10 protein-coding genes are annotated in these 13,664 nt (G+C 40.8%); 9 read left to right on the forward strand and 1 reads right to left on the reverse strand.

Annotated features, from left to right (window positions below; translation table 11 throughout):
* Window positions 1-79 precede the first annotated feature (79 nt).
* From DPV92_RS00095 to lpdA, 9 genes are all read left to right on the forward strand, one after another.
* The gene (locus DPV92_RS00095; protein WP_111353036.1) at window positions 80-706 is read left to right on the forward strand and encodes a LysE/ArgO family amino acid transporter; all 627 of its coding nucleotides are present in this window, start codon (window positions 80-82) and stop codon (window positions 704-706) included.
* 133 nt (window positions 707-839) lie between these two features.
* Window positions 840-1,640 (forward strand): class II glutamine amidotransferase, encoded by an 801-nt coding sequence (locus DPV92_RS00100; protein WP_111353037.1) that lies wholly within the window; start codon window positions 840-842, stop codon window positions 1,638-1,640.
* Between the two features lie 95 nt (window positions 1,641-1,735).
* Window positions 1,736-2,368: a lipoprotein insertase outer membrane protein LolB gene (gene lolB / locus DPV92_RS00105; protein ID WP_111353038.1), complete on the forward strand. Its 633-nt coding sequence runs from the start codon at window positions 1,736-1,738 to the stop codon at window positions 2,366-2,368.
* A 3-nt stretch (window positions 2,369-2,371) separates the two neighbouring features.
* Window positions 2,372-3,211, forward strand: coding sequence for a 4-(cytidine 5'-diphospho)-2-C-methyl-D-erythritol kinase (ispE, locus tag DPV92_RS00110; RefSeq protein ID WP_111353039.1), 840 nt, complete (start codon window positions 2,372-2,374; stop codon window positions 3,209-3,211).
* A gap of 27 nt (window positions 3,212-3,238) precedes the next feature.
* Window positions 3,239-4,189 (forward strand): ribose-phosphate pyrophosphokinase, encoded by a 951-nt coding sequence (locus tag DPV92_RS00115; RefSeq protein WP_111353040.1) that lies wholly within the window; start codon window positions 3,239-3,241, stop codon window positions 4,187-4,189.
* A 204-nt stretch (window positions 4,190-4,393) separates the two neighbouring features.
* Window positions 4,394-5,401: a quinone-dependent dihydroorotate dehydrogenase gene (gene pyrD, locus DPV92_RS00120; protein WP_111353041.1), complete on the forward strand. Its 1,008-nt coding sequence runs from the start codon at window positions 4,394-4,396 to the stop codon at window positions 5,399-5,401.
* Window positions 5,402-5,703: 302 nt separating this feature from the next.
* A complete protein-coding gene (gene aceE, locus DPV92_RS00125; RefSeq protein WP_111353042.1) occupies window positions 5,704-8,361 on the forward strand; it encodes a pyruvate dehydrogenase (acetyl-transferring), homodimeric type in 2,658 nt (885 codons plus the stop codon).
* An 80-nt stretch (window positions 8,362-8,441) separates the two neighbouring features.
* Window positions 8,442-10,340, forward strand: a complete 1,899-nt coding sequence (gene aceF / locus DPV92_RS00130) for a pyruvate dehydrogenase complex dihydrolipoyllysine-residue acetyltransferase (RefSeq protein ID WP_111353043.1) — start codon at window positions 8,442-8,444, stop codon at window positions 10,338-10,340.
* 91 nt (window positions 10,341-10,431) lie between these two features.
* Window positions 10,432-11,856: a dihydrolipoyl dehydrogenase gene (gene lpdA / locus DPV92_RS00135; protein ID WP_111353044.1), complete on the forward strand. Its 1,425-nt coding sequence runs from the start codon at window positions 10,432-10,434 to the stop codon at window positions 11,854-11,856.
* A gap of 352 nt (window positions 11,857-12,208) precedes the next feature.
* Here the strand turns inward: lpdA and pntB are convergent, their stop codons facing one another.
* Window positions 12,209-13,657 carry a Re/Si-specific NAD(P)(+) transhydrogenase subunit beta gene (gene pntB / locus DPV92_RS00140; RefSeq protein WP_111353045.1) on the reverse strand — a complete coding sequence of 483 codons (1,449 nt, stop codon included), beginning with the start codon at window positions 13,655-13,657 and terminating at the stop codon, window positions 12,209-12,211.
* Window positions 13,658-13,664 lie beyond the last annotated feature (7 nt).

Genomic DNA, 13,664 nt, shown 5'->3' on the forward strand with positions numbered 1-13,664 from the left:
ATAAAATTCGGGCAATTATACCTTAATTTTGTAAAAAGTTGCGTATAATTGCCCTCTTGCTAAGTTAAATGGAGGAAAAATGGAACATTTTATTCAAGGTTTAATAGTTTGTTTTGGCTTGATTGTATCTATTGGGGCACAAAATGCCTTTTTATTAAAACAAGGTATTTTAAAACAGCACGTTTTTGCCGTCGCACTTTTATGCTTTTTAGGCGATGTGCTTTTAATGACTATCGGCGTGCTAGGCTTAGGAGAATTGATTTCTCAATTGCCTTGGGTCAGTTTTTTACTGGCAATTTTAGGTGTGGTTTTTCTGTTCACTTATGGCAGCCAATCTTTTATTAGTATGTTTAAACAGAGTGGCGCATTAAAAGAGAGTGATAGTTCGGCAACCAGTCTAAAAAGAACCTTGATGATTACGTTTGCGATTACTTTTTTAAATCCGCACGTTTATATTGATACGGTGGTGATTTTAGGCGCAATTGGTGGAAAATTGGCACTTGCTGAAAAATGGATGTTTCTGGCAGGAGCACTAACCTGTTCTTTGATTTGGTTCTTTGGTGTAGGCTATGGGGCTGGCTTTCTCGCCCCTTATTTTGCAAGACGCCGTGTTTGGCAAATCTTGGATTTCATTACTGGCGTGATTATGTATGCGATTGCGATTAGCCTTGCCATTTTTGTGGTTGGTTTGTTTGAGAAACTTTAATCGGTTTTTATTCCCAAAAGTATCAATAAATAAAAATTAGCTCTAACTTTTTTTGAGCAAATGCTATTGAAATTCCCCGAATAATTTACCAAAATGGGGTATCATTTTCAGAGATGTTTTAAGAAGTGAAATTATGTGTCAATTATTAGGAATGAATTGTAATACACCGACCGATATTACTTTCTCTTTTGAAGGTTTTCGGCGGCGTGCAGGGGTAACTGATCAACATACTGATGGGTTTGGTATTGCTTTTTTTGAAGGTAAGGGCGTGCGTATCTTTCGTGATAACCGCCCTGGGGCTTCTTCACCAATGGCGGATTTAGTCAGTCAATATAAAATTAAGTCGTTCAATGTGATTTCGCATATTCGTAAGGCAACGCGTGGGGATGTAAATTTGGAAAACACCCACCCTTTTATTCGCGAATTGTGGGGCGAAAATTGGGTATTTGCTCATAATGGTACTGTGGAAGGCGTTCGCCCTTGTCCTGATTGCCATTATCAACCGATTGGCACAACCGATTCAGAAGCCGCATTTTGTTGCATTGTATCCCGTCTGCGTGAGCGTTTTGATAAAAAACCGAGTGAAAAAGAGATTTTTGATGCAGTGGTTGAGATTACTTCTGATATTGCCACCCACGGTGTGTTTAATTTTATTATGTCGAACGGGCATTGGATGATTGCTCGTTGTTCAACTAGACTTTATTATGTGACACGTAAGGCACCATTTAGCAAGGCATTACGCGATGATGATGTGGAAATCGATTTTAGCAAATACACCACAGAAAATGATAAAGTGACTATTATTGCCACGCAGCCACTCACAAAAAATGAAAATTGGATAAAAATGAAAAATGGCGGTTATGTCTTTTTTAAAAATGGCGAGTTAGTGGAAGAGATTGAAGGGACATTACCAGATAACCAATCGCACGTTTAGTCATTCACTTCATGAAAATTAAGACAAGCGGTGAGATTTCGAGTAGAATTTACAAAATTCTACCTAAATCTTACCGCTTTATTTATATGATAAGTATGAAAAAACTTTCTTTTCTTGGCTCGTTGAGTCTTTCGCTTTTTCTTGTCGGTTGTCAATCAGTGTTGGATGCACCGACTCAAATTGAGCAGCCTGTCGTTCAAATTCCGCATAATGATCCGCAGTGGCAAGCTCATCTTGCTCAGCTTGAAAAAATCAGTGGTTACCAAGCGAAAGGGCAGTTTGGTTATATTTCACCAGAAGAACGCTTTTCCTCACATTTTGATTGGCAATACAAAAATGCGAGCAATTTTGGTTTGGAGCTTTCGTCTAATCTCTCGAGTAAATCATTGAAATTACATCGTAATGCACGTGGCTTGACCGTGTCAGATAGTGAAGGGAATAGCCGCTCTGATCGTGATATTGATGCGTTAATGCAAGAAATTATTGGTGTTTCATTTCCTATTGATCAGTTTGCTTATTGGCTGAAAGGCTTGCCTGAAAAAGAAGGAAATTATGTGGTAAATGAAAAACGCCAATTAGCCCAATTTAGTTATCTGCTGAATGGGGTAGTTTGGAAAGTGACTTACGTTTCGTATGATGAAACTCGCCAGCCGAATTTACCTAAACTAATCGTGCTCGAAAATGGTTCACAAACCTTGAAAATTCGGATAGATAATTGGACGTATTAAAGAATGAATACTCAGATGAAATTACCAAGTCCTGCAAAACTTAACCTCTTTTTATATGTGACTGGCAAGCGGTCGGATGGCTATCACGAATTGCAAACGCTATTTCAATTCTTGGATTTTTGCGATGAGTTGGAATTTGAGGTCACAAATGATGGCGAGATTGTTTTGCTTGACGAACTGCCAGATGTGCCGAAAGAGAAGAATTTGATTTATCGTGCTGCAAAACTGTTGCAAGAAAAGACCGCTTGTAAGCAAGGAGCGAAAATCCATTTGACTAAAAAATTGCCAATAGGCGGTGGCGTGGGAGGCGGTTCTTCTAATGCCGCAACTGTATTGGTCGGGTTAAATCATTTATGGCAAACAGGGCTTTCACTTGAGCAACTTGCAGAAATCGGCTTGTCGCTTGGGGCGGATGTGCCGATTTTTGTGCGAGGTTTTGCCGCATTTGCGGAGGGAATCGGGGAGGTTTTAACGCCTTGTGAACCTGCTGAGAAATGGTATGTGGTGTTAAAGCCTGATGTATCGATTTCAACCCCTGCTGTTTTTCGCGATCCGAATTTGCCCCGTAATACACCTAAACGGACGATGGATGCGTTATTAAATGCAAAATGGGAAAACGATTGCGAAAAAGTTGTTCGAGATCATTATTTCGAGGTTGAAGAATTGATGTCAAAGTTGGTAAAATATGCCACGTTCCGTTTAACGGGAACGGGGGCTTGTATTTTTGCTGAATTTAACAGTAAAGAAGAAGCTGATGCCGTTTTTACTCAAAGACCTGACAACGTGTTTGGCTTTGTAGCAAAAGGGCAGAATCTTTCACCGTTACACCAACGTCTTTTTTAACACACTTATCCTAAAGGATCTATTCCAATGCCAGATATTAAATTGTTTGCAGGTAATGCAACGCCAGAACTCGCAAAACATATTGCAGAACGTCTTTATATTTCTCTCGGTGATGCGACAGTGGGACGCTTCAGTGATGGTGAAATCCAAGTTCAAATCAATGAAAATGTACGTGGTTCAGATGTATTTATCGTGCAATCGACTTGTGCACCAACGAATGATAACTTAATGGAATTGATCGTCATGGTAGACGCATTACGCCGTGCTTCAGCAGGTCGTATTACTGCTGTAATTCCTTATTTTGGTTATGCTCGTCAAGACCGCCGTGTGCGTTCAGCTCGTGTGCCAATTACAGCAAAAGTCGTAGCAGATTTCCTTTCAAGTGTGGGCGTGGATCGTGTTTTAACTTGTGACCTTCACGCAGAACAAATCCAAGGTTTCTTTGATGTACCAGTAGATAACGTATTCGGTTCCCCTGTACTTATCAGTGATATTCTTCAAAAAACTAACCTAAACAATCCAATCGTTGTATCGCCAGATATCGGTGGTGTGGTGCGTGCTCGTGCAATCGCGAAATTATTAAACGATGCGGATATGGCAATCATCGACAAACGCCGTCCAAAAGCAAATGTTTCTCAGGTAATGCATATTATTGGCGATGTGGCTGGTCGTGATTGTATCCTTGTTGATGATATGATCGACACAGGCGGTACTTTAGTGAAAGCCGCAGAAGCGTTAAAAGAACGTGGTGCAACGAAAGTGTTTGCTTATGCTACTCATGCGGTATTATCAGGCACCGCAGCGAAAAACTTGGCAAATCCAGCGTTAGATGAAGTGGTAGTAACAGATACCATCCCACTTTCAGATGAAATCAAAGCGCTCAACAAAGTACGAGCATTAACTTTATCAGGTATGCTTGCAGAAGCGATTCGTCGTATTAGCAACGAAGAATCCATTTCGGCAATGTTTGATGCTTAATTTTTTAAACCCAGTCGAAAGATTGGGTTTTTTCTTGTCTATTTTCTCCCTAGGGCCTTCGCCCTAGGTTATAAATCAGTCCCTTTGGGGCTGGAAATTAGGTTCTATTTAATTATATCGTAATGCAAAACGGTTGCTGAGCTTGTTGAAGCATTAGTTTTGTAATAAAAGAACGACATAATTTTGTTTTAATTTTGGAAGAATATGTATTCCCTCATTCGCAAATTTCTTTTTTCAATGCAGCCTGAAACGGCACATAATTTTACTGTGCAATCTTTAAAACTAGCAGGGAATTTGCCTTTTCCCATCTTTCCGATGCCTGAAAACCCAACTGAAGTGATGGGATTGAAATTTAAAAATCCTATTGGTTTAGCTGCAGGGGCGGATAAAAATGGCGAGGCGATTGATGGCTTTGGTAAACTTGGGTTTGGCTTCATTGAAGTGGGGACGGTAACACCGCTGGCTCAAGATGGGAATCCGAAACCACGTCAGTTCCGCATTGTGGAAGCAGAAGGAATTGTTAATCGTAATGGGTTTAATAATTTAGGCGTAGATGTACTTGTTGAGAATGTGAGAAAATCGAAATATGAGGGCATTCTTGGTATCAATATCGGTAAAAATGCGATTACCCCGATAGAACGAGCGTTAGATGACTATCAGATTTGTTTGCGTAAAGTTTATGAGCATGCAGATTATATTACCGTGAACATTTCCTCGCCAAATACCAAAAACCTTCGTACTTTACAGTATGGTGAGGCGTTAGATGATTTATTAAAATCACTCAAAGCGGAACAAACTCAGCTTTCGCAAAAATTTGGCAACTATAAACCGCTTGTGTTGAAGATTGCCCCTGATTTAAGTGAAGAAGAGATTGCATCGGTGGCGGATAGTTTGGTTCGTCATCAAATTGATGGAGTGATTGCGGGGAATACCACGCTTTCTCGCGATCCTGTGGCGGGGCTTATAAATGCAGAGCAGCAAGGTGGTTTAAGCGGTAAGCCATTGAATGCTCTGAGTTCGCGTTTAATCCGTACGCTTGCTAAGGAACTAAATGGTGCATTGCCGATTATTGGTAGCGGCGGTATTCATTCTGTCGTATCGGGTCAAGAAAAAATTGATGCAGGGGCGAAATTGTTGCAAGTTTATTCAGGGATGATTTACGCAGGACCCAAATTAATTCAAGATTTAGCAAGAGAGATTAAGCTTGGTTAAACGCTCATAGGCTCAGCTTATCTTTCCCATTGCATAGGTCAAAAAAATAGACAAAACAACCGTTTTTTGTTATCTTTATTTAAAAATTTATCTACATTTTTACAACATTTTCACAAATATCAGAAAATCTTTGTAAATCAAATAGATATAGATTGTGTGATAGGCTTTAACAATAATTTGCAAGGCAATTTAGTTGAGAGTGCAAGTTGTTGTTAAGGCTTGTTGCATAAGCATTCAGCACACGATAGGGTTTATTTTTAGCCCTATTTCCATTCAATAATCAATACATTAAGGGAAAACCTATGTCAGAGATTTTAGTAAATGACGTAGATCCAATCGAAACTCAAGATTGGTTACAATCATTAGATTCATTAATTCGTGAAGAAGGCGTTGAGCGTGCTCAATACATCATTGAGCAAGTTATTGGTCAAGCTCGCACAAATGGCGTTTCATTACCTACAGGCGTAACAACAGATTACGTAAACACCATTCCAGCATCTGAGCAACCTGCTTACCCAGGTGATCACGCAATTGAGCGTCGTATCCGTTCTGCGGTACGTTGGAATGCGATCGCAATGGTTTTACGTAGTCAGAAAAAAGATCTTGACTTAGGTGGTCACATCTCAACATTCCAATCTGCAGCAACCATGTATGAAGTGTGCTACAACCACTTCTTCAAAGCTGCGACCGAGAAAAACGGTGGAGACTTAATTTTCTTCCAAGGCCACGCTGCACCAGGTATGTACGCACGTGCGTTCTTAGAAGGCCGTTTAACAGAAGAGCAAATGGATAACTTCCGTCAAGAAGCTTTTGCAGACGGTTTATCTTCATACCCACACCCTAAATTAATGCCTGAATTCTGGCAATTCTCAACCGTTTCAATGGGTTTAGGTCCAGTAAACGCAATCTACCAAGCACGTTTCTTAAAATACTTAGATAACCGCGGCTTAAAAGACACCAAAGATCAAAAAGTATACGCATTCTTAGGCGATGGTGAGATGGATGAAATCGAGTCTAAAGGTGCATTAACTTTCGCCGCACGTGAGCACTTAGATAACTTAATTTTCACTATTAGCTGTAACTTACAACGTTTAGACGGTCCAGTTAATGGTAACGGTAAAATCATTCAAGAATTAGAAGGTTTATTCACTGGTGCTGGCTGGGAAGTTATCAAAGTATTATGGGGCAGCGAATGGGATAAATTATTCGCCAAAGATACTTCTGGTAAATTAACTCAGTTAATGATGGAAGTAGTTGATGGTGACTATTTAACCTTCAAATCAAAAGATGGTGCTTACGTACGTGAACACTTCTTTGGTCGCTACCCAGAAACTGCAGCATTAGTAGCGGATATGACAGATGATGAAATCTGGGCATTACGCCGTGGTGCACACGATAGCGAAAAACTTTACGCAGCGTATGCGAAAGCACAAAAAGCAACTAAACCAGTTGTAATTTTAGCACATCAAGTGAAAGGTTATAAAATCCCTGAAGCGGAAAGTAAAAACACTGCTCACCAATCGAAAAAAATGTCTTACGAAAGCCTTAAAGGTTTCCGTGACTTCTTCGAATTACCATTAACGGATGAGCAAGTAGAAAATCTTGAATATATTAAGTTTGCAGAAGGTACACCAGAGTATGAATATTTACACGGTCACCGTAAAGCATTAAACGGTTATGTACCGGCTCGTCGTACTAAGTTTGACGTAGAGTACAAAGTTCCTGCATTAGAAGAGTTCAAAGCATTATTAGAAGAACAACCACGTGGTATTTCAACCACAATGGCATTTACTCGCGCATTGAATATCTTATTAAAAGATAAAAACATCGGTAAAACAATTGTTCCAATGATCGCAGATGAAGCACGCACATTTGGTATGGAAGGTTTATTCCGTCAAGTGGGTATCTACAATCCACACGGTCAAAATTACGTACCTTCAGACCGTGACTTAGTGGCTTACTACCGTGAAGCGAAAGATGGTCAAGTATTACAAGAAGGTATCAACGAATTAGGTGCAACCGCATCTTGGTTAGCAGCGGCGAACTCATACTCTGTAAACAACCAACCGATGATTCCATTCTTCATCTATTACTCTATGTTTGGTTTCCAACGTGTGGGCGATATGATGTGGGCTGCTGGTGACCAATTAGCTCGTGGTTTCATGGTGGGTGGTACTTCAGGTCGTACAACCTTAAACGGCGAAGGCTTACAACACGAAGATGGTCACAGCCATATCCAAGCAGGTATTATCCCGAACTGTGTAACTTACGACCCATCATTCGCATTCGAAGTTGCAGTAATTATGCAAGACGGTATCAACCGTATGTACGGCGAAAAACAAGAAGATGTGTTCTATTATATGACCACATTAAACGAAGTCATGGATCAACCAGCAATGCCTGCAGGTGCAGAAGATGGTATCCGTAAAGGTTTATATAAATTCGAAACCGTTAAAGGTAAAGGTAAAGGCCATGTTCAATTATTAGGTTCTGGTGCGATTATGCGTCACGTTCGTGAAGCAGCACAAATCCTTGCAAATGACTACGGTGTGACTTCAGATGTGTTCTCAGCACCTTCATTCAATGAATTAGCACGTGAAGGTAACGATGCTGCACGTTGGAACTTATTACACCCAACAGCGGAACAACGCGTACCATACGTTGCTCAAGTATTAGCAGATTTACCAACAGTGGCTTCAACGGACTATGTGAAAGCATACGCAGATCAAATCCGTGCATTCGTACCAAGCAAACACTACCACGTGTTAGGTACTGACGGTTTTGGTCGTTCAGACAGCCGTGCAAACTTACGTGAACACTTTGAAGTAGACGCACGTTATGTGGTGGTTGCAGCACTTTCACAATTAGCGAAAGAAGGCACAGTATCGAACCAAGTGGTTGCAGATGCTATCGCAAAATTCGGCTTGAATGTAGATCGTATTAACCCGTTATACGCATAATACAAGCGGTCTAAATAAGTTAGAATTTTGCAAAATAGGGTAGGGATTCCCTACCCATTTCAAAAAGAAGGATTACCAAAATGTCAAAACAAATTAATGTACCAGATATCGGTAGCGATGAAGTTACCGTAACAGAAGTGATGGTAAACGTGGGTGATACCATTTCTGCTGATCAATCAATCATCAACGTAGAAGGCGATAAAGCTTCAATGGAAGTGCCAGCACCAGAAGCGGGCGTGGTTAAAGAAGTTTTAGTAAAAGTGGGCGATAAAGTAACTACAGGTTCACCAATGTTAGTGTTAGAAGCAGTGGGGGCAGCATCAGCAGCAGAAACTCCTGCAGTAGCGGCTCCAGCAACAGTTGCAACAGCATCAGCAATTGTTGAAGTTAATGTACCAGATATCGGTGGCGATGAAGTTAATGTGACTGAAATTATGGTGAAAGTGGGCGACTCAGTAGAAGTTGACCAATCTATCATCAACGTTGAAGGCGACAAAGCATCAATGGAAGTTCCTGCACCAATCGCAGGTGTAGTAAAAGAAATTTTAATCAACGTAGGTGATAAAGTTTCTACTGGTAAATTAATTATGAAATTTGAAACAGCATCTGCTACACCAGTAGCATCAGCAGCACCAGCTCAAGTGGCTGCACCTGCAGTGCCAGCGGCGGCTGCAATTAAAGATGTAAATGTACCTGATATCGGTGGCGATGAAGTAAACGTAACCGAAATTATGGTAGCTGTAGGCGATACCATAACTGAAGAGCAATCTTTAATTACCGTTGAAGGTGATAAAGCATCAATGGAAGTGCCTGCACCATTTGCAGGTGTCGTGAAAGAAATTTTAGTGAAATCAGGCGATAAAGTTTCAACAGGTTCATTAATTATGCGTTTTGAAGTGGCGGGTGCAGCACCGGCTGCGGCACCAGTTCAAGTAGCAACTTCAGCGCCACAAGCGGCAGCAGCTGCACCTGTAGCTCAATCAGCACAAAGCGGTAACGTTGCAGGCTTAAGCCAAGAGCAAGTGGTAGCAAGTGCAGGTTACGCTCACGCAACACCAGTGATTCGTCGTTTAGCACGCGAATTCGGTGTGAACTTAGATAAAGTGAAAGGTACAGGTCGTAAAGGTCGTATCGTTAAAGAAGACATCGAAGCCTATGTGAAAACTGCAGTGAAAGCTTACGAAAGCGGTGCAACAGCAGCTTCAGCTGGCAACGGCGTGGCGAATGGTGCGGGCTTAGGCTTATTACCATGGCCGAAAGTAGACTTCAGCAAATTCGGTGAAGTTGAAGAAGTAGAATTAAGCCGTATTAACAAAATTTCTGGTGCGAACTTACACCGTAACTGGGTAATGATTCCACACGTGACACACTTCGATCGTACCGACATTACAGAGTTAGAAGCATTCCGTAAAGAACAGAACAAGATTGTTGAAAAACAAAAACTTGATGTGAAAATTACACCAGTTGTGTTCATTATGAAAGCGGTTGCAAAAGCGTTAGAAGCTTTCCCACGTTTCAATAGCTCAATTTCTGAAGATGGTCAAAAATTAACAATTAAGAAATACATTAACATTGGTGTCGCGGTAGATACACCAAATGGCTTAGTGGTTCCTGTATTCAAAAACGTGAACAAAAAAGGCATTATTGAGTTATCTCGCGAGTTGATGGAAGTCTCGAAAAAAGCACGCGAAGGCAAATTGACTGGTTCAGATATGCAAGGCGGTTGCTTCACGATTTCAAGCTTGGGCGGTATCGGTACAACCCACTTTACCCCAATCGTGAATGCACCAGAAGTGGCAATTTTAGGTGTATCTAAATCTGAAATGGCTCCTGTATGGAACGGTAAAGAATTCGCTCCACGCTTAATGCTCCCATTATCATTATCATTCGACCACCGTGTGATTGATGGTGCTGATGGTGCTCGTTTCTTAAGCTACATCAACGGTGTATTAGCAGATATCCGTCGCCTAGTAATGTAATTAGGTCGTGTAACTTAGCAATGTAATCAATCTGTAAGCGGTCGGATTTGCAAGAAAATTGACAAAATCGACCGCTTGAAAAGGAAAAGATATGAGTAAAGAAATTAAAACCCAAGTAGTTGTACTTGGTGCCGGTCCTGCAGGTTATTCAGCTGCGTTCCGTTGTGCTGACTTAGGTTTAGAAACCGTTCTTGTAGAACGTTATTCAACTTTAGGTGGGGTATGTTTAAACGTAGGTTGTATTCCATCAAAAGCGTTATTACACGTTTCTAAAGTAATTGAAGAAGCAAAACACGCAACTAAAAACGGTATTTACTTTGGTGAACCAACTATCAATTTAGACGAAGTTCGTGCAGGTAAAGATGCTGTAGTCGCTAAATTAACGGGTGGCTTAGCAGGTATGGCAAAAGCACGTAAAGTGACTGTAGTTGAAGGCTTAGCAGCATTTACTGATCCAAATACATTAGTTGCACGTGATCGTGATGGTAACCCAACTACTATTAAATTTGATAATGCAATTATTGCGGCGGGTTCTCGTCCAATTCAATTACCATTCATCCCGCATGAAGATCCACGTATTTGGGATTCAACAGATGCACTTAAATTAAAAGAAGTACCGAAAAAACTTCTTATCATGGGGGGCGGTATCATTGGTTTAGAGATGGGTACAGTTTATCACTCTCTAGGTTCAGAGATTGAAGTGGTTGAAATGTTTGACCAAGTTATCCCAGCTGCAGATAAAGATGTTGTAGCAATCTACACCAAACAAATCGAGAAAAAATTCAAGTTAATGCTTGAAACTAAAGTAACTGCAGTTGAAGCTAAAGATGATGGTATCTATGTTTCAATGGAAGGTAAAGCATGTAACGATACTAAACGTTATGATGCAGTACTTGTTGCTATTGGTCGTACACCAAACGGTAAATTAATCGATGCAGGTAAAGCAGGTGTTCAAGTTGATGAGCGTGGTTTCATTCGTGTAGATAAACAAATGCGTACCAATGTACCTCACATCTTCGCAATCGGTGATATCGTAGGTCAACCAATGTTAGCACATAAAGGTGTTCACGAAGGTCACGTTGCAGCAGAAGTGATTGCAGGACAAAAACACTACTTTGATCCTAAAGTGATTCCATCAATCGCTTATACTGAGCCAGAAGTGGCATGGGTAGGTAAAACAGAGAAAGAGTGTAAGCAAGAAGGCTTAAACTACGAAGTGGCTAAATTCCCATGGGCTGCATCAGGTCGTGCGATTGCTTCTGAATGTTCAGAAGGCATGACTAAACTTATCTTCGATAAAGATACCCACCGCGTATTAGGTGGTGCGATTGTAGGTAGCAATGGTGGTGAATTATTAGGTGAAATCGGCTTAGCAATCGAAATGGGTTGCGATGCAGAAGATATTGCATTAACTATCCATGCCCACCCAACGCTTCATGAATCTGTTGGTTTAGCAGCAGAAGTGTTTGAAGGCTCAATTACAGACCTTCCAAATGCAAAAGCGAAAAAACGTTAATTTACGTTGAGTTTTATAGCCCCCTTTATTGGGGGCTTTTTTATATTGTGTTGTGATATTTAAAAATGTGATAAGAGTAAACTCATAAAACTTAAAAAATGCTCTAAATTGATCTATAAAATCATTATATACTTGATTCAATCTAAATAACTTTCTTAGATGTTTATAAACTGGAATAGGGAATGTGAGCATTTAAAAGATACTTATGCTATACCATAAATTTAATATTGAATAAGCTGATTTAAGGTAAACAAAATAACTTGTGAGTTTTGAATTAGAGGATGCAAGAGAATAAAAAAACCTGATTGAAATTGCTCTCAATCAGGTTTTTTATTGTTATGATTTATTTAATTTACGCATTCAACGCTCTTAAAATATCATCCACACGTTCTTTCGCATCACCAAATAACATTTGGGTGTTTTCTTTGAAGAAGAGTGGGTTTTGAACGCCTGCGTAGCCTACTGCCATTGAGCGTTTGAATACCACTACATTTTGTGCTTTCCAAACTTCTAATACTGGCATACCTGCGATTGGGCTTGATGGATCGTCTAATGCCGCTGGATTTACGGTGTCGTTTGCACCGATAACTAATACAACATCAGTATCTTCGAAATCGTCGTTGATTTCGTCCATTTCTAATACCACATCGTAAGGTACTTTCGCTTCCGCTAATAATACGTTCATATGACCAGGTAAACGACCCGCAACAGGGTGAATACCAAAGCGAACATTCACGCCTTTTTCGCGTAATTTTGCGGTGATTTCAGCTACAGGGTATTGCGCTTGTGCTACCGCCATACCGTATCCAGGTGTGATGATCACAGAGCCTGCATTTTTAAGCATTTCTGCTACTTCTTCCGCTGAAGTTTCGCGATATTCGCCTTGTTCTTCTTCACCAGTGCTTGCTTTTACTTCTGTGCCGAAACCACCTGCAATTACGCTGATGAATGAGCGGTTCATCGCTTTACACATAATGTAAGAAAGGATTGCACCTGAAGAACCTACTAACGCCCCTGTTACGATTAACAAGTCGTTGCTTAGCATAAAGCCTGCTGCAGCCGCAGCCCAACCAGAGTATGAGTTAAGCATTGACACCACTACTGGCATATCGGCCCCACCGATTGATGAGACTAAGTGCCAGCCGAATGCAAGTGCGATTGCTGTCATAATTAATACAGGGAAGATATTATCTGGACTGTTTAAGAATGACACCATTAAGAAAGCTGAAATCACTAATGCCGCAAGGTTTAATTTGTGTTTGTGCGGAAGGTGTAATGCTGCAGAGTTTACTTTACGACCAAATAATTTACCGCTTAATTTACCAAACGCAACTAATGAACCAGAGAAGGTTACCGCACCGATGAAGATCCCTAAGAACACTTCCACATTGTGAATGTTCGCAAGGGTTGCTTGTTCTGCGTGGAATGCAGCAAGTGCGACTTCATCTAAGTTTGCAGGTGCAACTGCTTCTACGTGTAAGCCCCAGCTGTTGAAGCCCACTAATACTGCAGCTAAACCTACAAAGCTGTGAAGAATTGCCACAAGCTCTGGCATTTCAGTCATTTCTACTTTAAGGGCTTTTTTTACACCAATGAAACCACCAATTGCCATTGCAATTAAGATCCAAAGTGTGCCTTGTGATTGTGGGCCAAAGATGGTTGCAACTAATGCAATTGCCATACCCACGATACCATACCAACAACCAGCTTTTGCGGTTTCGTGTCTAGAAAGTCCCGCTAGGCTCATAATAAAGAGGATAGCAGCAATAATGTACGCTGCGGTAACAAATCCAAATGACATCTTGCTT

This window comes from Pseudohaemophilus paraphrohaemolyticus (genome assembly GCF_003253115.1).
GTDB lineage: Bacteria > Pseudomonadota > Gammaproteobacteria > Enterobacterales > Pasteurellaceae > Haemophilus_A > Haemophilus_A paraphrohaemolyticus_A.